This window comes from Marinobacter sp. es.048 (assembly GCF_900188435.1).
Lineage (GTDB): Bacteria > Pseudomonadota > Gammaproteobacteria > Pseudomonadales > Oleiphilaceae > Marinobacter.
Genome location: NZ_FYFA01000001.1, coordinates 837,568 through 860,386, shown reverse-complemented (window position 1 = coordinate 860,386; position 22,819 = coordinate 837,568). Strand labels below are relative to the sequence as shown.

Sequence of the window (22,819 nt, the reverse complement as noted above, 5' to 3'; positions counted from 1 at the left end):
GAGTGGATTGGAAAGGCGCCTTCGGGCGCCTTTTCTGTTTCTGAATACACGCGAGGAGCCGATGCTCAAAGGCATAGCCCTGATGCTTACCCTCTCTGTTCTGGCAGTGCCGGCGCAGGCCCAGGTTTTTCGATGCGAAAAAGACGGCAATACGGTCTTCGCCGACCAGCCCTGCGGGGAGGATGCCGAATCGGTTGAGTTATGGGATAACCGCATTGGCGGCAGCTTTAACCAGAACCTCCCGGCGCAAGAGGCAGCTGATCCCGAGGAACAGGCCAAAGAGCCGGAACCAGAAAAAGAGGCCGGCACCTGCCGGTTTATCAACTCCACCGATTTGCGTCGTTATCTGGTTCGGGAGCAGGTGGTGCGGGGCATGACCCGTGAAAACGTGCGCCGCGCTTTCGGCAACCCTCCGGAAACCTACACCAGTCCCCAGGAAGTCTGGATCTACCAGACCCGCTATTACGGCGCGCTCTACGAGCTGACCTATGTGTATTTCAGGGATGGCTGTGTTGAACGGGTTGAGTACCGGAAACCCTGACCGCATCCAGCAGCAGATTGCGGGGCGTCAGTGACCGGTCGCAGAACTGCCCCAGCCTCACCGTGTACCCCTGCTCTTTCAGGAACAGCGCATAATCAAAGACCATCCAGAGCTCCAGAGGACGGCGGAACAGGTGCCTGACCAGTTCATGACGGCGAACTTCCACCAGCCGACGCTCACCAAATGCCAGCCATGCATCGAAATCCACGCTGCCTGGTAATTCGAGGTTTTTTTTCGCCGCCGCCCATCGGCAAAATGAAGAAAAGCCTTCGCTCAAAAGGCGGGCCGGATGGGAAGGGACCGGCAGATAGTCATCCCGCCCCCGCAGGTGCCGCTGCAAACCATCAAATCCCAGGCGCCACTGGCTGACAAGGCGGGTTTGCTCCCTCACCCGGGCGGGTGCCGTCACGGTTTCCTGCACCGCCAGCCGCAGGTCGTTTCGGCTCGGTTGCAGCACCTTTTGGTAACCCGCCGCTTTTTCGGAAAGCGGCCTGTAGGGTTCCATCTCGCTCAGGTGATAGCAGCAGGGCGAGATACTCAGTCTCGGCAACCCGGCTTCGCTGCCTCGCCTCAGCAACTGACGGTGCAGATCGCCGCAGGCATGGAGTGCAACGCAGTGATGACGCTTCGGAAGCGACAGATCTGCGGCCATGACATCCTGGCAGCCGATCAACACCCGATCCCCGAACTGTTGAGCCAGTCGGTTGCCGTCCTGCACCAGCTCCGGATTCCACTCGAAACCCTGTACCTCACCGGGGCAAAACGGCGCCAGCGTCCGGGACAGATGGCCCTTACCGCAACACCAGTCCAGGGCAGGATGTTCCAGCGGCCTCAGTGCCGCAGTAAAGGCACCCGACTGCAGGCGTTTCCGACCGGGCATATCCGTGGCCCGGATTTCCGGCAGGGTCGCCTCAGATGCTTTCTCGGCTAACGGCAAAAGCTCCGGCAGCTGCACCATGTCTGCATAAGCTTCCAGGGACGGCAGCCACCGGGATGCTCGCGCCGCCAGTTCAATGGGGACGTCATCCAGGTGCTGGCATTCGGCATCGGTAAGCTCTGCCAGCATTGCGTTCAGTTCCGGATAAGTTTGTGTCCAGGCCGGCTCCGGTGTCATGAACGGCGCCGGTTGCCAGAACTCCCGGTGCTGCACCAGCCAGTCGTTCAGCTGCCGCCATCGCTGGTAAAAAGATTCCGCGCCGTGGTGTAAACTCGCCGCCGGAGGTAACGTCATGCAACTGGCCTTTGTACTTGTTGAACCCAAGGTTCCGGAAAATGTCGGAGCGGCCGCCCGCGCCCTGTGCACCATGGGCTTCGGCGAACTGTGGCTGGTCAACTCGGACCTGCACACCCGCCCCGAAGCCCACTGGCTGGCCCATGGCAGCGACCATATCCTGGACAATGCGCGCATTTTCCCCGATCTGGCTGCGGTAAGAAACTCCGTAGACCTGCTGATGGGCACCTCCGCCAAGACGCGGCATCAGCGCCAGGATTGGCACGGCCCCTCAGATTTGCGGAAGGTTCTCGCCACGAAGGGTGCTTCCGTAGCGACCGCGGCACTGGTATTTGGCCGTGAGGACCGTGGGCTGTCCAATGACGAACTGGCGCTCTGCGATCTGCTAACCGGCATCCCCATGAAGGTCGCCTACCCTTCCCTGAACCTTGCCCAGTCGGTGATGCTTTACGCCTGGGAAATGTCAGGGCTTTCGGAAACTATGGATAACCAGCGTGAGCCTGCCAACGAAAATCGTCTTGGCGCCCTCCGCGGTCGACTCGAAACCCTGCTACCGGAACTGGACACACCACCTGAAGGAAAGCTGTCCCAATGGGTTTTCGAGCGGCTGCCCTTGTTGTCTGATCGGGATATCGGGTTTGTTCATACGCTTTGTTCGAACATCGAGCGCGCTCTGCTTCCGAGAAAGAGCCAGACGGATAAGTCCTCCCGGGATACGCTGTGAATACATCCCTGTACGCTCGACGAAAACATCCATGTTTTCGACGATCCCGGGAGGACTTATCCGTCCGGCTCCCGGGCCTTTTTGCGCGCACCGATCTATAGAAACTATTCCTGAAATCTTCCCGGGCGGAAGGCATCTAGGCAAAGGATGGGATCCTCGCCATCTATTACCTGGGCAATAAGGTCTGCACTACCTGCGGACAGGGTCCAGCCGAAGGTGCCGTGGCCGGTGTTTAAGTAAAGGTTATCTCGGGGACCTCGTCCGATGATCGCCGGGCCGTCCGGGGTCATGGGGCGAAAGCCGGTCCAGGTTTCGGCGGCGTCGAGATCGGCGCAGCCGGGGAACCGGGACTCCACCGATTTTCGGATGGTGGCCAGCCTCGCCTCAGGAATATCTCTATTGAAATCCGCCAGCTCGACGAACCCGGTGGCCCGTAAACGGTTGCCCAGACGGGTGGAGACGACTTTGTAGTTGTCGTCATGGATCGTAGAGTTGGGACCTCGCTCTGAATCTTTCATGGGAACGGTGAGGCTGTAACCTTTCACGGGGTAAATCGGCAGTTCCAGGCCCAGGGGCTGAACCAGGTGATTGGACCAGCAGCCGGCGCTGATCACGACGGCATCGGCTTCGAGCGTTTCCATAGTGCCATCGCCGGTTCTCAGTGAAATCGCACTGACCTTCTGGTCATCGGCAATCAGCTTTTCCGCCTCCACGCTGTAACGAACGACCACCCCTTTTGCTTCGCAGGCTTTCGCCAGCTCCCGGGAGAACTGATGACAATCCCCGGTGCCGTCAGTGTCGTAGCTCAGGGCACCGTAAAGCGGGCCGTCGCCGACCATGCCGGGTTCCGCTTCGCGTACCTGTTCGGGGGTGAGCAAGCGGGAAGGGATGCCCAGTTCGTTCAGAAGTTCATGGGTCGTTCGGTAGCCTTCCAGTGCTTCTGGTGTGCTGGCCAGGTGCAGCAGGCCCTGGTGGTCGCCATCGAAGGACAGATCAAACTCCTTCTCCAGAGCCAGAAACCTTGCCCGGCTGTGAATGCCGAGGCGCAACATGGCGCGGCGATTCAATCCGAACAGCCCTGGCGACCAGGCGTAACGGAGCGTAGCAAACATGAACTTGAGTGTTTCCACAGACGGCGGGAAGCGCAGCTTCAGAGGACCATCCTGCTTGAGGATCCAGGGAATAGCCTTGAACACAATCGAGGGATCGGCCCACGGGTAGACCACGCCATAGGACCGCTGGGCCGCGTTGGCCTTGCTGGTTTCATTACCGGCAACAGCATGGCGTTCCAGCACAGTCACCTGGTGGCCGCGGCGATTCAGCTCGTAGGCGGTGGTCATTCCCACCACGCCGCCACCGACTACAACAATGTGCATGCATTCCTCCCCAGTGTTTATTTCACGCCGCTTTTCGCCAACAGGCGCCGGTACTCTTTCAAAACATTCTCATCTTCTTTCGGATAATCCGGCGCCAGTTTCTGCAATTGCTCAGCCAGTACGGCCGCCACAATCGCGCGAGCCTGTGGTTTCCGATCACCCGGCACAATTAACCAGGGCGCCTGCTCTGTGTGGGTCGCGGCCATGGCTTCCTCGGCGAAAGCTTCGTACTCTCGGCGTTTTTCCCAGCCATCGATATCGGACCGATCGAACTTCCACCGCTTGCGCGGTTTATCCAGACGCTTCAGGAGGCGCTGACGATGCTCGTCCTCAGACAGGTTGAGCCAGACCTTGATCACCGTGGTCCCTTCTTCCACCAGGTGATTCTCGAAGTTCCGGATGGACCGGTAGCGGTTCTGCCAGTTGTAGCTTGCAGGCGCGTGGACCGGCCATACCCGCTCGGCGATCACCGCTTCATGATGGCTGCGGTTGAAGGCGACCATCTCGCCAAAACCGGGCAGAAACGGCGTGACCCGCCAGAGAAAATCGTGTCGGATTTCGGGGCCCCTGGGCCGGCTGAACGACCAGGCGTGGAAACCGGCCGGGTCTGCGTAGGTTGCCAGGGTACGGATCAGGCTGTCTTTCCCGCTGGTGTCGGGGCCATGGTTAACCAGTAGAACCGCCTTGGCCTGGTTGGCCCATAACCGGCGCTGGTATTCCCCGATCTCGTCCAGGCTGGCTTCCAGCCCGGGCAACTTGGTTTCATCCCTATCCAGCAATGTCGGGTAATCCCGGAATCTCGGTTTCCCGGGGTCGTAGAGAAAAGAACTGGCAAACGCCGATAGCTTCATCAAGATGCTCCGTGCAACTCCCTATGGAGGTAATACAGGTCAACAATCGAACAAGCTGGTAAACTTATGAGCCCGAATTCACAGAATAGCAGCCTGGACGCAGGTTGCGATGGAGTGTAGTACCCGGCAATGAGTAAAAAACGTCGCGAGATTCCCGTATTCGATCACCCGATCATCGAGACCCACTGTCACCTGGATTATCTCAAGGACCGCCCTTTGGAGGAGACTCTTGAGCAGGCAAAAGTTGTCAATATCGAGAAAGTGATCACCATTGCGGTGTCCCCGGACAACCTTGCCAGGGTGCGAGAGCTCAGCCAGGTGGCGCCCTGGGTTTATGGTACTCAGGGAATACATCCCCACGATGCCGAAAGCTATACCGACGACGTAGAGGCGGAAATTCGCGCCCATGCCAGGGACGAGAAGATCGTTGCCGTGGGCGAAATCGGCCTGGACTATTTTTACGACAACGCCGACCGGGACGTGCAGCGCAAGGTGTTCCGGCGTCAGCTGCAGATCGCCTGCGACTCGGATCGACCCGTGGTTATCCATAGCCGGGAAGCCGACGAGGATACCATCAAGATCCTTGGCGAATTTGAGGACACCCTGAAACGCCGTGGTGTCATCCACAGCTTCACTTCCGGTCCGGGACTTGCCCGGTATGCCCTGGATCAGGGCTGGTGCCTGGGTTTCAACGGCATCACGACGTTCAACAAGGCAGAGAACGTGCGGGACATCGTGCGTATGGCACCGATTGACCAGATTCTGCTGGAAACCGACTCGCCTTTCCTGACGCCGGTGCCCTATCGCGGCAAGGAAAACGCGCCGTTTTATCTGCCCTTTGTGGCCGAGAAAATCGCTGAGGTGAAAGAACTGCCTCTGGACGAGGTGATTGGCAAGACGTATCAGAACAGCCTGAGAACGTTTTTCTCCAGCGAATGATCAAACGTGTCCCCATCTCCGCACTCAAGGTCGGCATGTACATAACCGACCTGAACAACGACTGGATTCCCCACAACACCCAGCGCAAGCGGGGTGTTATCAAAAAAGAGGAAACCATCGAGAAAATCCGGCGGATGGGCGTCGAATTCGTCTACATTGACGCTTCAAAGGGGCTGGACTCCCAGGACTCTGAGACCGCCGCCGAGATAGACCGACGGAACGAGTCGGCCCTACAGAACGCCGGTGAACTGTCGCCAGGCCTGCGCCCGCATGTGCCGCTTGCGGAAGAAATCGTGATCGCCCAGCAAATTCACAACCAGGCCCAGGGGCTGGTCGGCGAGTTCATGAACCACGCCAAGGTGGGCGGAGCGATCGACGTCGCACCCATTCACCAGTTGGCGGACGAACTCCAGCATTCGGTGTTACGTAATGCCAACGCCCTGAGCTGCCTGGGACGGATCCGGGAGAAGGACAATTACCTGCTGGAACACTCAGTCAACCTGAGTGTTTTGATGTCCCTGTTCGGTAATTACCGCGGCCTGTCTCCTGATGTCTTGCACCAGACCATCGTCGGCGCTCTCCTCCACGACCTTGGCAAGATCCTCACGCCCGATGAAATATTGCATAAACCCGGCCGCCTGACACCTGAGGAGTTCGAGGTAATGAAACTTCACGCCCGGCACTCACGGGACATTCTGGCCACCACCGAAGGCATTGGTGAGCTCACCGTCATCACCGCGGCCCAACACCATGAGCGCCTGGACGGCACCGGCTATCCCGAAGGCCTGAAAGGCGACGAAATCTCGGAATACGGTCGGATGGTAGCCATCAGTGACGTCTACGACGCCATCACGGCAGACCGGGTCTATCACAAGGGCATGACGCCAACTCAGGGTCTGAAGAAGCTTCTGGAATGGAGCGGCAGTCATCTGGATCCGATTCTGGTCAAACAGTTTATCCGCTGTCTGGGCCTTTACCCCGTGGGTTCGCTGGTGCTTCTGGAAAGTGGTCGTCTTGGCGTGGTGGTCGAAGCCAACGAGAGTGATCAAAGACTGCCGACAGTACGGGTGATGTACCACACCAAATTCCGGATGCCTATCACGGTAGATACTATCGACCTAGCGAAACCTGGGACGCAGGACCGGATTTTGCGAGCCGTGGATCCGGAAACTTATAAAATCGATGTCCGGAAATTCCTCGCCTGATTAGCCGACACCTCCACTAGCCACGGGCTCTGCCAAGCTCAGAGAAAACCGGCTTCATGCCGGAGAGCGGATCCTTGACGCCCGGAATTGAATTGCTGAACGGCAGCCGTCAGGAGGAAGGATCGGAGAACCGGACATAACGATTGCGGCCCTGGTGCTTGGCCTGATACATGGCCTGGTCGGCCTGCCGCAAAAGTTGGTCGCCGTCCAGATCTTCTGCTTGCGGGAACAACGTGTAGCCGATACTGGCTGAGACCTCCACACTGTGGTCTGCCACCCAGACCGGTTCAGCCACCCGGGCCAGCAGACGCACCAACAGACTTTCCAGGGATGGATCGTCTTGAACATTCATGACAATGGCTGCGAACTCATCACCTCCGAGCCGCGCCAGGGTATCTTCTTCCCGAAGCTCCGAACGCATACGAGTGGCTACCTCAACCAGTAACTGGTCGCCCGCCTCATGGCCGAAGGCATCGTTTACCGGCTTGAACTCATCCAGATCAATGTAGACCACCGCCAGGTTGCCGTTCTGTCGCCGGGTCAGGGCCATGGCCTGCTGCAATCGGTCGGCGAACAGAACCCGGTTGGGCATTCCGGTCAGGGCATCGTAGTGGGCCATGATCATCAGCTTTCGTTCCTGCTCTTTGAGCCGACTTATGTCACTGAAAATACCCACAAAATGTGACAACTCACCATCATCACCGCGGACACTACTGAGAGTCACCGACAAGGTAATCGGCTCGCCATCATTGCGTCTGCTGGCAAACTCTCCGGACCAGAAGCCCTGGGCCCGGGCACTCGCAAAAATACCGCTGCCTTCATCCACCGGTAAGGGAGGCAGTCGTCCAATAGCCCGATTGCGAGGCCGGCCGGTAATGGCCAGGTACGCATCGTTGGCATCAATCACGATGCCATGATTATCCGTAATGAAAATTGCCTCTCGGGCGTATTCAAATACGCTCGCCGCCAGTCGCTGTCGCTGTTCCGCCCGTTTTCGAAGGGTGATGTCATACAGTGAGCAAAGGATCAGAGCTTCCGGCTCATCCTCTGTGTGAACCGGAGCCATGGTAAGCTCGACCCAGACCTCTGTGCCGTCAGACCGATTCAGAACCCATTCGCACTGCTCCACATGACCTTCCGACACCCGGGCCAGCATCAGCGTCATTTTCTGTCGGGAAATCTGCCCGTCCGGCTGGTATTCCGGCGAAAAGGCCGCCGGATCCTTGCCAATCAGTGATTCACTGGACGTATACCTGAGCAGGTCGACAGAAGCCCGGTTGGTGTCGCTGAAAAATCCGCTCCGGATCAACAACGCCGCTTGTGGCCAACCCCGGATAAGCTGTCGCAAACGCCGCTGTTCCGCGGCCAGTTGCCGCTTGCTCCTGCCCAGCCAGAGCGAAGATGCCACCAGCAGCGTGACCAGCACCAGAATGGTAAAAACCCAGAGCCGGTACTGGTGCAAAGCATCAAGCCAGGTAAGCTGCGGTATCTGGTCGTAGGGCGGCACCCGCAGAGTGCGCGCCAGGTACTCAACCGACTGGTAGTCCGCAGGCGGCGAAAAACCCGAAATGCCGACTGCCAGCGCGACCTCGTCTTCCGGCTCAATAGCAAAAAGCGCCGACGCGATCCTACGGACGGCCCGCTCGTTTACATGGGGCAGCGCTACCAGGGGCCATTCCGGGTATAGACGGGTTGAGACAACGTAGGGGAAACCAGCCAACCGCTGACGGTTCAGAACCTTCACCCGGGTAAACAGATCAGGGTCTTCCTGTGCCAATTGTTCCAGAATACTGGTTCGGATAAAGCCAACATCCGCATCTCCGGAGAGAACCGAACGAACCACTCGGTCGTGGGTGCCCATAAACCGAATCAGATTCACGCTCCGGATATCAATACCAGCATCCATCAGCTCGAGAACCTGCGTCTGGTAGCCCCCCAGGAAATGGACACCGGGTGAGGCAATGGTTTTATCATGAATATCGGCGAGCTGTTCGATGTCGTCGCGCCCGGCCCTGGTAAAGATCACGCCGCCAAGACTCCCGGTCGCAGACTGGCCGGAGCGCCTGACCAGAGTCGCCAGAACGCCGGTCAGACTACGTTCGCTGCGGACCAGCAGAAAATGGCTGGGATTGGTAAGAAAAAAATCCAGCCGGTTGGCGGCGATCGCCCGGCTCATATTCTCCTGGTTGAGGACCTCCAGCCTTATACGAATCCCGGTTTCCCGGGACAGGTAGTCGGTCAGAGGCTGGTAACGCTCCTGGAGCAGATGGTCTGGGCGATAGGCGAATACGCCCAGAGTCAATGCCTCATCGGCATTGGCTGGTGCAATGGCCACAAGCTCCGTGGCGAGCAGTAAAAAAAGATGGACAGCTAACCGGCGAATGTTCAAGAAATCCTCGCTGGCAGAAACGAAGGATCTGACAAGCGCTGAATGCCAGGATTCTGATTAATCATCCCCTCTGCCAGCATCAGGCGAGACAGGGATCCGGCCATGGTTTCGATGGGTCCGGCTGCCCTGAGATAACGCTGGTTTGCGGCCAGATCCGGCAGCATAACGCTTGCCAGTGCCGCGCGGACCTCATCCGGGCTGATCCCCTGACGGGTGGCAATCCGGTACACCGAGTCGTGCATGCTACGCACGAGATGCTGCAGGCCGGTAAAATGTCCGGTCAAAAGGTCACGAACCGCACTGGAATTGCTCTCTGCCGCTTTCCGGGTCACCACCAGCAAATCGAAGATGGTTTCCGGAATGTCGCTACTATCGAAGAGTCTGACGCCTCCGGCGTTCTCTATGAGTGACGCTGTTGGCTCGTAGCACACGGAAGCATCCACTTCACCGCGGGACCAGGCTTGTGCATGCTGGCTTACCGGCAAATCCACTTTTATCACGTCGCTGCGACCGAGCCCCGCTACCTCAAGGATTTTAAACAGCATAACGCCCGAGACACCGTCCAGCTCCACCGCAATCCGCTGCCCCTTAAGGGCTGTCAATTCAGTGATCGATGGCTTCACCATCAGTACATCGGCGCCGGCGGACACATCAGCGACAGCAACCACAACGAGTTCCAGCCCCCTCGACCAGACGCGTATGGTTTCATCCAGAGTCAGCGCCGCCCCATCAAGCGCCCCTGAAAGAAGGCCTTCCATGGAGTCTTTGGCAGACGTGCCGGGCGCCAGCGCAACCGTATCGGGCAGCCAATTGAAATCACGGGCAAGGTACAGTGGCTCGTAACCGATCCAGGGATGGATACCGAACCTCAGCGGGCCGGAATCGCTGCAGCCCGGCAATCCCGCCGTGGACAGTCCGGCTGCTATCGATAAACCAAGGAATTCGCGGCGTTGCATCAGGATCAGGACCGGGCCAAGACATTAACATTTGTCAATAAACGCTAGTTTACTGTTTCACATACTACCCGTAAAACCGCAACTTGCATTGCACCGCGTCAATTTAACCCAAAGACAGGAACACCCCCATAAGCACCGGCGACAGAAAAGACAGCAAGAAACCGGAGGCGATGGCCACCGGCACGCAGGTCAGCCCGCCACTGCTGCGGATAACCGGCAGGGTGAAGTCCATGGCCGTAGCGCCACCATAACCGATCGCCATGGCCGGCCTGTTGGCAATCAGCAGGGGAATGATGGCCAGTGCAACGATTTCCCTGAGCACATCATTGAGGAAGGCCACGCCGCCCCAGGCAGGCCCGAGGGCTTCACCAATCACAATACCGGACAGCGAGTACCAGCCAAAACCGGAAGCAACCGCCAGGGCGTCGTGCCATGGCAATCCAAGCCAGGGTATCAACAGGGCCCCGGCCACCAGAGAGCTTAGCGTCAGAGCCAGTGCGATACCCAGGCCCTGACGGTTCATCAGCAGCTTGCGCAGCGACAGACCGGCGTTGCGCAACTGGAGGCCAATGAGAAACAGCAGGAACATCAGGGACCAGGTTGCCAGTTGCTCCGCCATGGGCATGTCCGGCAACAGGAAGTATCCGGCCAGGAGCCCGGCAATAACCGCCACCAGGGGCTTCATGCCGGCCAGGAACAGCCTGCGGTAACCGGGACTGACACTGCCTTCGACCCGTTCGATGGACATCGGCTGCCAGCGGTGGAACAGCCATAGCCCGAACATGTTGGCGACGAAAAGCACCAGCACCAGCGCCAGTACCTGGACCGCCATACCACCCAGCTGCGCCGCCAGGCCCTCCATCTGGCCAAGACCCAGGCCCAGCAGCAACAGGATAAAATAGACCAGGCCTTCCACCGTGTAGTGGATCACGGTCATCGCCCTGCGATTCTCCAGGGCGATGGCAAACCCCAGAAACAGGGGAGCAAGAATGAGCAAGGCTCCAGTCAGCATGGCGTCCTCAAGAAGAAAAGGGGTTATCAGGTCAGGGGTTTGAACTGGTCGGGGTCTGTTTCTGGGCTGGGCTGTTTACCCTCGGGGGCTCCGATGGTGCGGGCAAGACGTTGGGCGGTAACGGACCAGACCACATAGTCGCCGGGCTTCGGCTCGTAGCCTTTTCCCATCATAGTGCCGGCGATGCTCCTGAGAACCGATTCAGCCCGAGCCTGGGTTGGCCAGGGACCGCGGCAGAATTGCCCATCCGGGCGGCCCTGGTCAGGGCCGGCCAGTGCTACCAGACCCCAATGGCCAGCGCCTGCCGGCCGGATGTGCAGCTCAATGCGCTGGCCATCTTTCACCATGACAAGATCCCGGAGCGGGCTTCGGCCGTGGAAATAGTGAAGTTTCATGGCGCCGGGCGTTCAGTGCACGACATGCCTTGACCTGTCCTGAACCAGAACCCAAGGCGCGATGACCACCGCCCAAAGCTCCGCGTTGCGGTCATACCAGTCTTGCGCTGTATCTGGCGCAACCTCGCCAACCCGGCCGTCCTGCATCCATTGTTCGAAACGGGGTTTGTTGTCCGCCGCCAACTCGGTGGCCACCTCCAGCAGATCAAGCTCCGGCACCACCCTGACCACCTGCCCCCGGGCAAAGTAGGTCTGCAGCTCATGCCAGCGGATGCGGGAAGTCTCAAGATTCAGTTTGGCTTTCAGTTCGTCCCGGGACGGGGGGGATGACATGGATACCTCTTCAATCAAAACAGGGCTCAGGCTGGCCAGACTACCGGAAATTCCCCATGGTCGCACCTATGCAGAGCCTGCGAAGCAGCCCTGTTCTAGCTTCGCGCATCCCGCAGGATCTCTGAGATCTGATCCGATAGGGTCATGGGATCAAATGGCTTCGGGATTACGCCCAACGCCCCCAGTTCCCGGTACTCCCGGATTTCCGAACTCTGAAGCCGTGCAGTCATGAAAATCACAGGGACCTCGGCCATCCCATCAAGCTCTCGCAAGGCTTTAAGCGTTGTCGGGCCATCCATGCCGGGCATCATGACGTCCAGCAGAATCAGCTCAGGATCGAAATCGGGGGTCTTTTTCAAGGCCATATCACCCGATTCGCACAAAAGTGCTTCGAAACCGCCAACATCCTGAAGCGCAATTTGGGCAATGGCGCGAATGTCCGGATCATCCTCCACATACATGACCCGTGAAATTGGAGCATTTCCTGCAGTCATCCCATCAATCCTTGACTGATTCCTCGGTGTCGATGCCAAGACGCCTTAGTAGGCGCTGGCACTCTGCTGTTTCCTGCCTGCCATCCGCGAGCATGGCTGCCGCACGCATGGTTATTCGATCCTCCCGGGCGCAATCGCCGGGCAAGTGATGCACTGCCCCGATCAGTTCCCGGGTGCTCAACGGCAAATGCCACTGAACTTTCAGCCGGTTGCCGTATTCCTGTGCCCACTGCTTCAACAGTTGCTCAGCCTCGGCGGCCTGAAGATCGCCGCCCAGGCTCACGTACTGATTCAGGACTTTCAGAACCGCCAGTTCACCCAGACGACTGAGCAATCCTGCCTTCTGCAGCAAGACCGGCTGTTTTTTCAGCCGGATGGCCAGTCTCTGGGCCTCTTTTCCAACGTCGACCGCCTCGTCATAATACCTTTTCGCGAGGTCACGAAGCACACCATCTTTCAACTTGCTGGATACATCCAGAGAAAGGGCCAGCGCCTGATTCAGAGTCAGCGCCACCCCCATCGAGGATATGGCGTCCCGGAGCGTTTCCACCGGTTTACCTGTCCGGCGAAAAGAGGAGCTGTTGGCAACATCCAACAACCGCGCCGTCAGGCTTGCTTCATCTCGCCATCGTTCTGCCAGTTGAGCCGGAGAGAGCTCTTCCTGCCGACTCATGAGCTCGATAACGTCTGATGGATCCATGTCCGAGGGCAATTGAACCACCTCGTTCAGGGATTCTTTCATTAAAACGGCAATCTCCGGTGTCTGGGAACTCGAGGGTTGCAAGAGCTTTACCAGCCTTTCATGCAGCTGCTGCACATCAAAGGGTTTGGTCATGTAGCCGTTGATGCCAAAGTGCGCGGCTTTGAGCACGGAATCGCGGTCTGAACGACCAGAAACCATTACAATGGGCACCTCGGCATCCGTGTTCCGGACCTGTTTGACGAGATCAAGCCCGGAGCCGTCCGGCAAATTCCAGTCGGTAATAAAAAGATCGAAAGTGCTGGCGCTTACAAGCTCGTAAGCTTCCCCCAGGGTTTCTGCGATTTTCACAAGTGCGCCCGGGTAAATCCCGGCAACTACCGTCTCAAGCAGTTCGGAAACCAGATCATCATCTTCCAGGATTAGCGCTTTCAAACAACCACCACCCAATTATAGAAAACACCGTTATTGCTTCGCGTCGTGAATCGTGACCCCGGCGCGCCCCCCACGCTTGCGGCGATAAAGCGCCTTGTCCGCTGCTTCCAGTGCCGCCTCCCCACTCTCGAAGTCATTGATGCCGGCGGCGCCTGCACTGAGCGTCACATGGAAACTTTCCTCACCAACTGAAAAGGTCAGTTCTGAAAAGCTCTCGCCGATGCCTCTCAACAACTGTGCCGCCGCCTGCACCGAACAATCCGGCAACACCAGCATGAACTCCTCACCACCGTAGCGACCAATCATATCGGTTTCTCTCAGGCGATTCCGTAACAGATTTGCAAGCGCTCGTATCACAGTATCGCCATGGCGGTGGCCCCAGGTATCGTTGATCTTTTTGAAGTGGTCAAGATCCAGCATCACAACACTGGAATAGTGCCCGAGACGGCGGCAGCGGGCCAATTCCTTTTCCAGCTCCTGCTTGATCAACGAGTGTTTGAGCAGCCCGGTCAGGCTGTCACGATTCATCAGATCGGAGAGTTGACGAGCGCGGTAGCAACGCATACGAACCGAGCGCACGAGGTAATCATCAGAGACTGGCTTGACGAGAAACTCATCGGCTCCTTTGGACAGGGCCTCCAGCTGATCGTCCCGGTTGTCCTCTGAAGAGAGATAGATGATTGGCAAGCTTAACCAGCGAGACTCGAAGCGAATGAGACGAGCGAGCGTGACACCCGAGTAATCACCAATCTGGACATCCATCAGCACGATATCCGGCTGAAAGACGGAGAGCTCCGGCATCAGGTGCTCAGGCTCGGTGAGGAACCGTGCCTCAATACCGGCGGCTCGGAGTACCAGACAATAGTGCTCCGCCAGCTCCACGTCATCCTCGACGATGAGAACCCGGCCATTCACGCTGGCACTGCGCTCCATAGCCAACGACTCAATGCGCTCGGCCAGTTCCGGCACATCAATCGGTTCAGCGAAAAAGGCCGAGGCACCGGCTTTCGCAACCCGATAGTTGTTATCGAAGGAATCATCGTTACCGACAGCAACCACTGGCAACCGGCGTCGTGAGCCAGTTCCTCGCCAACTTTTTAAATGCGGTATGACAGCCGGTAAATCGGCGTCACGACACAGGACTGAAGCAGCACTGCCACTCTCCACAACAAACGTCTGCAATGCTTTTTCGTCCTGTGCGTCGACAAATTGGCAAACAAACCCGTAACGGGCCAGACCAGAGGACAACGAACCAACAGTACCGCTCCTGTCAGAATCCACGAGCAGAATCCGCACCTGCATACCGTGACTGTCATCAACACGATGTTGTTCGGCCGATACTATCGTTTCAGTGGCAGAGACAGCGGACTTTTCGGAATTTATTTCCACCAATTCCGCCAGGGAATCAACACCATCGGCAAAGCCGTCGGAAACCGCGATCGTTTGCTGATGCACAGCGGAAGCCTTGCTCAGATTCTCTGCCTGGCTTTTCAGCTTTTTTTCAAGTGAACGAGCGTGCTGCCCCAGTTCAGGCAGACCAAAAGTCCCCGCCGATCCTGCAAGCCGATGCAGAGACTGATAGCAACGAATCAGCCCTTCTGCGGAGAGTTTGCCGCTACGAGTCTGCTCCGCATAGGCGCTTAATTCACGGATATCATCTCTGGCCCTATCAAGGAATTTGCTCCTCAGGGCCTTCAACTTCTCGGAAACATCGTTATCTGACTGCGAAACCACTCACTGTCCCCCGGCAAATACAATTTGCCGCGCTGATCAAATCCTCTATTCTCTCTCCCATGAAATCACGTTAAGCGCCGCAAGGCTATTACTCCAAGGAAGTACTTTGAAAAGCTTGTCCCTCGGCACCCGAATTGCTCTGATAACTATCCTCACCAGCGCCGTCACGGTCCTGATATTACTGGGAACCGCCTATAATGAATTGCTTCGGGATTTCGAGCGGGTTCTCAGCCAGAAACAGTCAATCGAGACCCGTGCCCTGAGTGACGAGGTCAATCGATCTTTAGAATCCAGAGTGACTGCTCTCCAAGCCTTTGCGGCCACGCTCACCGATGGGGAAAAACTGATTAACCAGAGCCGTATAGAGAACCTTCTCGGACGCCAATCGTCACTGAGCGACTACTTCCAGGAGGGCCTTCTGGTGTTCAATCATAATGCGGTCGCCATCGTGGAAAACACTTTCGTTCCGGGGCGGATTGGCACCTCTTACGCCGACAGAAGCCACTTCCAACGAGCGATAACCGAGCGCGAGCCGGTTATCAGCAGCCCGATCATCGGGCGCAGAACGGGGCTGCCGCTGCTGTCGTTTCTGGCGCCGATAGAAAGTGACGACGGCGACCTTTTGGGCTTTGCCGGCGGCATCATCAATCTTGAGCAGTCAGATGTCATTCCAGCTGACAGCGCCAATGACCGTAATACACTGTTTATGGTTCTTGACACCGAACGCTTCATTCAGGTTGATTCGTTGTCGTCGAATGCCCCAATGCCGGAACTCCCGCCCCCGGGAGAGAATCTCATTGTCGACGCAGCGCTTTCGGGGGTTACCTCCGGTGTCGTGAGCGATGCTGACGGTCAGAAATGGATCTATGCGACAGAGCATCTTCAAAGGGTCGGCTGGATGTTCCTGCGCGCCGTGCCCTATGAAATGGCCACCCGTCCCGCATGGGCATCCTTCCAGAAATTTTTGCTGATAAGTGTTTTCGCCACTCTGCTCCTGGCAGCAGCAGCATTGGCTCTGACACGCGCCGCAACCCGCCCTCTCGAACTCATGTCTCGAAAGATGCGGGTTATGACGCGAGATGGTTCGATCTCAGGTCGGGTCTCCGAGTCGGGGCCTCCGGAAGTCCGTAATCTGGCCACGGCGTTCAACACATTGATGAATGAGCGGGAAGGGCTAGACCGCTTGAAAGACGAGTTTGTCTCGACTGTAAGCCATGAACTGAGAACCCCACTCACCTCTGTCAATGGCTCGCTGCAGTTACTGCGTTCCGGCGCGGCCGGCGAATTGCCACCCAAGGCATCTGCAATGGTCGATGTAGCCTTCCGCAACAGTGAACAGCTTCAACATCTGATATCAGACCTGCTGGACTTCAACAAGGCAGTCGCTGGCAGGATGCCAATTTTCCCAGAAGAAGTAAGTGCCCCAAAAGCCATTGCGGACGTCTGTGAAAGCAATAGTGTCATGGCGAAACACTACCGAGTCCCACTCGAACCGGATGGCTCTGAGGATCACCGTCTCATCGCTGACCCCGTAAGGCTGAGACAGATACTGGACAATTTTGTAAGCAACGCCATCAAATTCTCACCAGCCGGCGGATCCGTGCGTGTCTGGTCCGCCAGCTCACAGGATGGGCAGATAAGAATAACTGTTGCGGACGAGGGTGACGGCGTGCCCGAGACGTTCGAGGCCCGACTCTTCCAACGCTTCGAGCAGGCAGAATCCGGGACAGACCGTGCCAGAGCCGGCACAGGCCTTGGGCTTGCGATCACTCGGGAACTGGCCAGACTCATGGGTGGTGAAGTGGGCTACTATTACGACAACGGAGCCCATTTCTGGGTAGATTTACCTGCGTCAAAGTCAGAGCATTCGCAAGCCGGAGGCGAACATGAAAACGCCTGACTTCCCGCCGGATGAGTCCCATCGGCTGTCAGCCCTCGATGAGCTGGCACTGCTGGACACACCGCCCGAGGAAAGATTCGACCGACTGACCCGGCTTGCCGCACGTGCCCTGAACGCCCCGATTGCGCTGGTATCATTGATTGACAGCCATCGACAGTGGTTTAAATCCCGGCATGGATTGGAAGCCCCTGGGACGGCACGAGATATTTCGTTTTGCGGCCATGCAATCCTGCGCGAAGAGACATTGATCATCGAGAACGCGCTTAACGACGAGCGGTTTCATGATAATCCCCTGGTCACCGGCGATCCCAATATTCGGTTTTACGCGGGCGCGCCTTTGCACGACCGTCACGGACACAGAGTTGGCACCCTGTGCATCATCGATCGCAAACCCCGATCATTTTCAAAGGAGGAAGAAGCCATCCTCAGGGATCTCGCCAACCTTGTCGAACGGGAGTTCTCGCTGAGTGAACTTCGGGATTACTACGATGATCGCAATCGGGCCCTGAATGTTTTGACCGAGATCGCCATGGATACCAGCGGCGACACCCATGAGCGAGCGACCAAAGCCCTGGAAATCGCCTGCGACTATCTTGGCCTTGAAACCGGCATTGTCAACCGGATAACCGCAGACGCTTACACCATTCACTGGCACTACACACGCCAGGCTGAGCAAATCGAGAACGGCACCACTCTGCCGGTCGACCAGACCTATTGCTCCCTGCTTCTCGAGTCCGGCGACAAGTTGATTGCCATTGAACACATGGCAGAATCCGGCTTGAAACACCATCCGTGTTACGCGAATTTCGGGCTTGAGGCTTATCTGGCAGCGCCCATCTGGATCGACGGCGAAATCTTCGGGACCGTGAACTTCTCCTCGCGCTCGCCCCGCAACCGCCCATTCAGTGCGCCCGAGGAAATGTTCGTCACTCTCTTCGCAGACTGGGTAGCGGATACCCTCTATCGCATCCAGCATACCGAGACACTGAACAAGCTGGTGACCCAGACGCCCGGAATGCTTTACCAATACCGCCTGTGGCCCGATGGACACAGCAGCTTTCCTTACACGAGCCCCGGCGTTCAGGACATCTATGGCATTGATTCCGAGGAGGCAGCTACCGACGCAGCCAGTGCCATAGCCCGTGTGCACCCTGATGATCTGCCAGCGCTGCTTGCTTCGATTGAGGAGTCGGCAGAGTCTTTATCGCAATGGCAACATCGCTACCGGGTGCTCATCGATACCGGTGGCTGGAGCTGGGTTGAGGGGCTGGCACAACCGGAAGCTCTGCCCGACGGCAGCACACTTTGGCATGGGTACATCACCAATATCGATGAGCGCCAGAAAATTGATGAGATGAAAAACCAGTTCATCTCCACGGTCAGTCACGAGCTCCGAACACCACTGACATCGATTTCAGGCTCTCTGGGACTCATCCTTGGCGGCGCAACCGGACCAATCAACGAAAAAACCGGGCATATGCTCGATATTGCGCGGCGCAATAGTAAACAACTCGGGCATCTTATCGATGATTTGCTGGATATCGAGAAGCTGGTCAGCGGCAACGTTACTTTCGATGCTTCAGTCCAGAGACTCGACGACGCAGCCGTGGCAGCCATCGAAGAGATCCAGCCGATGGCGAGAAGGCGAGGCGTGGAGGTGCAACTGAATGTCCTGAAAGAAGATCTGTATGCAAACTACGACATTGTTCGACTTACCCAGGCCATCACAAATCTTCTGTCAAACGCCATCAAGTTTTCTCCGACAGGCACTGTCGTTAAGGTAGGTTTGCTTAAAGCTGGAGATGAGGCAAAGCTTGAGGTCCGGGATCAGGGGCCCGGAATACCTGTGAGTTTTCGGGAGCGGATTTTTCAGAAATTTGCCCAGGCAAACTCGACGTCTTCACGAACCAAGGAAGGCACCGGGCTGGGCCTAGCGATCACGCGGGAATTAATGCAGGCAATGGGCGGTGAGGTCGATTTCGAATCCGAAGAGGGATCTGGTGCCTGCTTCTGGATCACGTTGCCGCTCGCAGAGCCGGGGACTCAATAGAGTTCCCGGCTCGCGACCAGGAGGCTTGCAAAATACGCTGAATCAGCTGTCCAGCCCTTCCAGAAGACCGGCCATATCGTCAGCGTGTTCCTCTTCCTGGGCCAGGATTTCCTCAATGATCCGCCGGGAAGTGGGATCCTGATCGCCGAGATAGCGGGCAATCTCACGGTAGCTGTCGATCGCGATGCGCTCTGCGACCAGATCCTCGACCACCATGTCCCGGAGCGTTTCGCCCTCAACAAACTCGGCATGTGATCGGGTCAACAGACCTTCCGGCGAGAAGTTCGGCTTGCCGCCGAGCTGCACGATGCGTTCTGCCAGCCAGTCAGCGTGCTGCTGTTCCTGGTCTGCGTGCTCGAGGAACTCCTGGGCAGCGACATTGGCATTGATGCCATCGGCACGGAAATAATGGCTCTTGTAGCGCAGGGTGCAGACAATCTCGGTCGCCAGCGCCTCGTTAAGAATCTTCACCACATTATCGCGGTTTGCGCCGTAGCCTTCGGTGAGGGCACCTTCTTCAATGTGCTTGCGGGCCCTTTCTCGAAGGGTTTTGACGTCCGTCAGAAACGGTTGATCGGTCATAATGTCTCTCTCGTTTCTCTCTTGAATTTGGCTTTGAATCTAGCCTGGCAGATGTAATTGGCATAGCGGCGGCCCGCCATGCCTTTTCAGTTCTTTCAATCAGGCAGTGCGCAGCATCTCTCTCACAACGTAATGGAGGATACCGCCATGCTTGAAGTAGACGGCTTCGTTAGCGGTGTCGATCCGTGATTTCAGCTCACAGGTCTCGGTGGAACCGTCCTTGTATTTCACCGTCATCGTCAGGGTCTGGCCCGGTTTGATCTCGCCAGACAAACCTTCAATGCTGATGGTTTCCTCACCGGTGAGTTTCAGGCTCTTGCGATCCGTGCCTTCCTGGAACTGTAGCGGCATCACGCCCATCCCGATCAGGTTGGAGCGGTGGATGCGCTCATAGGATTCGGCCACCACGGCTTTTACACCCAACAAACGGGTGCCCTTGGCCGCCCAATCACGGCTTGAGCCGGTACCGTATTCCTTGCCGGCAATGACCACCAGCGGCGTGCCCTGCTCCTGATACTTCATGGCGGCGTCGTAAATCGCCATCTGATCGCCGGTGGGCACGAATTTCGTGTAACCGCCCTCCACGCCGTCGAGCATCTCGTTCCTGATGCGAACGTTGGCGAAGGTACCGCGCATCATCACTTCGTGGTTACCCCGGCGGGAGCCGTAGGAGTTGAAGTCTTTCGGATCAACGCCGTGCTCCTGCAGATATTTACCGGCTGGGGTGTCCGGTTTGAAAGAACCGGCCGGGGAAATATGGTCCGTGGTGACTGAGTCCCCGAGCATCGCCAGGATGTTGGCATCCTGGATGTCGTCAATGGCGTCTGGCTCTTCCTTAAGGCCCTCAAAGAAAGGCGGATGCTGGATGTAGGTGGACTTGTCGGACCACTCGTACACCTTGCTTTCAGGAACCTTGATAGATTTCCAGGTAGCGTCGCCATCGAAAACTTCCGCATACTCCTTGCGGAACATGTCGGTTTTCACCTTCTCCACGGCTTCGGCGATCTCCTGCTGGCTCGGCCAGAGGTCCTTCAGGTACACCGGATTGCCTTCCTTATCCGTGCCCAGGGGATCCTTCGAAAGATCCAGGCGAACGTTGCCCGCCAGCGCATAGGCGACGACGAGGGGCGGCGACGCCAGCCAATTGGTCTTCACCAGCGGATGCACCCGGCCTTCAAAGTTACGGTTACCGGAAAGTACCGACGCCACGGTCAGATCACCATCACTGATGGCTTTCTCAACCGCGTCTGGCAGAGGCCCGGAGTTACCAATGCAGGTGGTGCAGCCATAGCCCACGAGGTTGAAGCCGAGCTTGTCCAGATCATCCTGGAAGCCACCCACTTTCAGGTAATCGGTAACGACTTTGGAGCCAGGCGCAAGAGACGTCTTGACCCAGGGCTTGGTCTCCAGACCTTTCTCAACCGCCTTCTGAGCAATCAGGCCGGCGGCCATCATCACGCTCGGATTCGAGGTGTTGGTGCAGGAAGTAATGGCCGCAATTACCACAGCGCCCGGATCCAGCCGGCTCTTCTCGCCGTTCATCTCCAGCGGCTGGCTGGCATGATGCTCGTAGCTGTCGTCAACGCCCACAGCGGTTTGGCCGCCCTCGGATTCCAGGTTGGCCTCACGGTTCTCAGCCGGGCCCTCGGCGGTTTCCATCAGCAGCTCAAAAGACGATTTCATGTTCTTCAAAGCAACCCGGTCCTGCGGACGTTTGGGGCCGGCAAGACTGGCCTCCACTTCGCCCATGTCGAGTTCCAGGTTGTCGGTATACACCGGCTCATGGCCCGCCTCCCGCCAGAGTCCCTGGGCTTTGGCATAGGCTTCCACAAGTTCCAGTTGCTCTTCTTCGCGGCCGGTCAGACGCATGTATTTGATGGTCTGTTCATCCACCGGGAAAAAGCCACAGGTGGCGCCGTATTCCGGAGCCATGTTGGCGATGGTGGCCCGGTCGGCCACGGGCATGTCCTTAAGGCCGTCGCCGTAGAACTCCACGAATTTGCCCACGACGCCTTTTTTGCGCAGCATTTCGGTGACGGTCAGCACCAGGTCTGTTGCGGTGATGCCTTCACGGAGCTTGCCGGTAATCTTGAAGCCCACCACTTCGGGGATGAGCATGGAAACCGGCTGGCCCAGCATGGCGGCTTCCGCTTCAATACCGCCAACGCCCCAGCCAAGAATGCCCAGGCCGTTGATCATGGTGGTGTGGGAGTCTGTGCCCACGAGGGTATCCGGATAGGCGATAGTCTTGCCGTCCTGGTCTTTCTGCCAAACAGTCTTGCCCAGATATTCCAGGTTCACCTGGTGGCAAATACCGGTACCCGGCGGCACCACACGGAAATTGTCGAAGGCCTGCTGGCCCCAACGCAGAAACTCGTAACGTTCCTGGTTGCGCTCCATCTCGATGGTAACGTTGTCCTTGAACGCAGAGGCGTCGCCAAACTTGTCTACCATCACGGAGTGGTCGATTACCAGATCCACCGGCGACAGCGGGTTGATCATCGCCGGATCCTTGCCGGCGGCCTTGACTGCCTCGCGCATAGCGGCCAGGTCGACAACACCGGGTACACCAGTGAAATCCTGCATCAACACGCGGGCCGGCCGGAACTGGATTTCAGTGTCGGAATGGCGATCCTTCATCCACTGGACCATGGCATCTATGTGGCTTCTGTCCACGGTGGTGCCATCTTCGTTGCGCAGCAGGTTCTCCATCAGCACTTTGAGGGAAAACGGCAGGCGGTTCAGGTCGCCGAGGGTGTCCGCAGCCTTTGACAGGCTGTAGTAATGGAAGGTTTTACCGCCAGCATCCAGGCTGGAAAGGGTATTAAGGCTGTCTTTACTAAGACTCTCGTTCGACATGTGGTGCCTCCTTTTTCGTCGTTATCCGCGTGTTCCGGAAGGCTCTTTCGAAGCCCTTTCAGCAACGCATCGACCGGGACAGCGATTCCATACCGGACCATAGCCTGATGAAA

Annotated in this window: 19 protein-coding genes; 6 read left to right on the top strand and 13 right to left on the bottom strand. The window is 57.5% G+C overall.

Going from position 1 to position 22,819, the window contains the following annotated elements; genetic code table 11:
- Positions 1-61 precede the first annotated feature (61 nt).
- Positions 62-541 carry a DUF4124 domain-containing protein gene (locus CFT65_RS03910; RefSeq protein WP_088826707.1) on the top strand — a complete coding sequence of 160 codons (480 nt, stop codon included), beginning with the start codon at positions 62-64 and terminating at the stop codon, positions 539-541.
- On the opposite strand, the gene CFT65_RS03905 is transcribed toward CFT65_RS03910, so the two are convergent.
- Positions 498-1,772, bottom strand: coding sequence for a methyltransferase (locus CFT65_RS03905; protein ID WP_088826706.1), 1,275 nt, complete (start codon positions 1,770-1,772; stop codon positions 498-500). The genes CFT65_RS03910 and CFT65_RS03905 overlap by 44 nt on opposite strands.
- Here CFT65_RS03905 and CFT65_RS03900 point away from each other — a divergent pair.
- A complete protein-coding gene (locus CFT65_RS03900; protein ID WP_088826705.1) occupies positions 1,771-2,496 on the top strand; it encodes a tRNA/rRNA methyltransferase in 726 nt (241 codons plus the stop codon). The genes CFT65_RS03905 and CFT65_RS03900 overlap by 2 nt on opposite strands.
- A gap of 104 nt (positions 2,497-2,600) precedes the next feature.
- Here the strand turns inward: CFT65_RS03900 and CFT65_RS03895 are convergent, their stop codons facing one another.
- Both CFT65_RS03895 and CFT65_RS03890 read right to left on the bottom strand, forming a co-directional pair.
- Positions 2,601-3,893 (bottom strand): D-amino acid dehydrogenase, encoded by a 1,293-nt coding sequence (locus CFT65_RS03895; protein WP_323807565.1) that lies wholly within the window; start codon positions 3,891-3,893, stop codon positions 2,601-2,603.
- Complete coding sequence (locus CFT65_RS03890; RefSeq protein ID WP_088826703.1) at positions 3,890-4,723, bottom strand: polyphosphate kinase; 834 nt, start codon at positions 4,721-4,723, stop codon at positions 3,890-3,892. The genes CFT65_RS03895 and CFT65_RS03890 overlap by 4 nt, the downstream gene beginning before the upstream one ends.
- A 129-nt stretch (positions 4,724-4,852) precedes the next feature.
- Between CFT65_RS03890 and CFT65_RS03885 the strand changes: the two genes are divergently transcribed.
- Together CFT65_RS03885 and CFT65_RS03880 are read left to right on the top strand one after the other, a co-directional pair.
- Positions 4,853-5,662 (top strand): TatD family hydrolase, encoded by an 810-nt coding sequence (locus CFT65_RS03885; protein ID WP_088826702.1) that lies wholly within the window; start codon positions 4,853-4,855, stop codon positions 5,660-5,662.
- Positions 5,659-6,867, top strand: a complete 1,209-nt coding sequence (locus CFT65_RS03880; RefSeq protein ID WP_088826701.1) for an HD-GYP domain-containing protein — start codon at positions 5,659-5,661, stop codon at positions 6,865-6,867. Before CFT65_RS03885 ends, CFT65_RS03880 begins: the two co-directional genes overlap by 4 nt.
- A 109-nt stretch (positions 6,868-6,976) precedes the next feature.
- Here CFT65_RS03880 and CFT65_RS03875 read toward each other — a convergent pair whose 3' ends face one another.
- The 8 genes from CFT65_RS03875 to CFT65_RS03840 all read right to left on the bottom strand — a co-directional run bounded on the left by CFT65_RS03875 (position 6,977) and on the right by CFT65_RS03840 (position 15,315).
- A complete protein-coding gene (locus CFT65_RS03875; RefSeq protein ID WP_228705777.1) occupies positions 6,977-9,202 on the bottom strand; it encodes a diguanylate cyclase domain-containing protein in 2,226 nt (741 codons plus the stop codon).
- Between the two features lie 50 nt (positions 9,203-9,252).
- The gene (locus tag CFT65_RS03870; protein WP_088826699.1) at positions 9,253-10,212 is read right to left on the bottom strand and encodes an ABC transporter substrate-binding protein; all 960 of its coding nucleotides are present in this window, start codon (positions 10,210-10,212) and stop codon (positions 9,253-9,255) included.
- 103 nt (positions 10,213-10,315) lie between these two features.
- Positions 10,316-11,224, bottom strand: a complete 909-nt coding sequence (locus CFT65_RS03865) for a lysine exporter LysO family protein (protein ID WP_088826698.1) — start codon at positions 11,222-11,224, stop codon at positions 10,316-10,318.
- Positions 11,225-11,250: 26 nt separating this feature from the next.
- The gene (locus CFT65_RS03860; RefSeq protein WP_088826697.1) at positions 11,251-11,619 is read right to left on the bottom strand and encodes a hypothetical protein; all 369 of its coding nucleotides are present in this window, start codon (positions 11,617-11,619) and stop codon (positions 11,251-11,253) included.
- 12 nt (positions 11,620-11,631) lie between these two features.
- The gene (locus CFT65_RS03855; protein ID WP_088828147.1) at positions 11,632-11,952 is read right to left on the bottom strand and encodes a DUF2288 domain-containing protein; all 321 of its coding nucleotides are present in this window, start codon (positions 11,950-11,952) and stop codon (positions 11,632-11,634) included.
- Positions 11,953-12,047: 95 nt separating this feature from the next.
- Entirely contained in the window at positions 12,048-12,446 is a 399-nt protein-coding gene (locus tag CFT65_RS03850; RefSeq protein WP_088826696.1) for a response regulator, read from the bottom strand.
- Positions 12,447-12,450: 4 nt separating this feature from the next.
- Positions 12,451-13,581 (bottom strand): response regulator, encoded by a 1,131-nt coding sequence (locus CFT65_RS03845; RefSeq protein WP_088828146.1) that lies wholly within the window; start codon positions 13,579-13,581, stop codon positions 12,451-12,453.
- 30 nt (positions 13,582-13,611) lie between these two features.
- Positions 13,612-15,315, bottom strand: coding sequence for a diguanylate cyclase (locus CFT65_RS03840; protein ID WP_088826695.1), 1,704 nt, complete (start codon positions 15,313-15,315; stop codon positions 13,612-13,614).
- 106 nt (positions 15,316-15,421) lie between these two features.
- Here CFT65_RS03840 and CFT65_RS03835 point away from each other — a divergent pair, with 106 nt between their 5' ends.
- Together CFT65_RS03835 and CFT65_RS03830 are read left to right on the top strand one after the other, a co-directional pair.
- Positions 15,422-17,215 carry an ATP-binding protein gene (locus CFT65_RS03835; protein WP_088826694.1) on the top strand — a complete coding sequence of 598 codons (1,794 nt, stop codon included), beginning with the start codon at positions 15,422-15,424 and terminating at the stop codon, positions 17,213-17,215.
- Entirely contained in the window at positions 17,202-19,265 is a 2,064-nt protein-coding gene (locus CFT65_RS03830) for a GAF domain-containing protein (protein WP_172408420.1), read from the top strand. Before CFT65_RS03835 ends, CFT65_RS03830 begins: the two co-directional genes overlap by 14 nt.
- Before the next feature lie 42 nt (positions 19,266-19,307).
- Here the strand turns inward: CFT65_RS03830 and CFT65_RS03825 are convergent, their stop codons facing one another.
- Together CFT65_RS03825 and acnA are read right to left on the bottom strand one after the other, a co-directional pair.
- Positions 19,308-19,847 (bottom strand): ferritin-like domain-containing protein, encoded by a 540-nt coding sequence (locus CFT65_RS03825; RefSeq protein WP_069182226.1) that lies wholly within the window; start codon positions 19,845-19,847, stop codon positions 19,308-19,310.
- A gap of 99 nt (positions 19,848-19,946) precedes the next feature.
- Entirely contained in the window at positions 19,947-22,706 is a 2,760-nt protein-coding gene (gene acnA, locus CFT65_RS03820; RefSeq protein WP_088826693.1) for an aconitate hydratase AcnA, read from the bottom strand.
- Between the last annotated feature and the right edge of the window lie 113 nt (positions 22,707-22,819).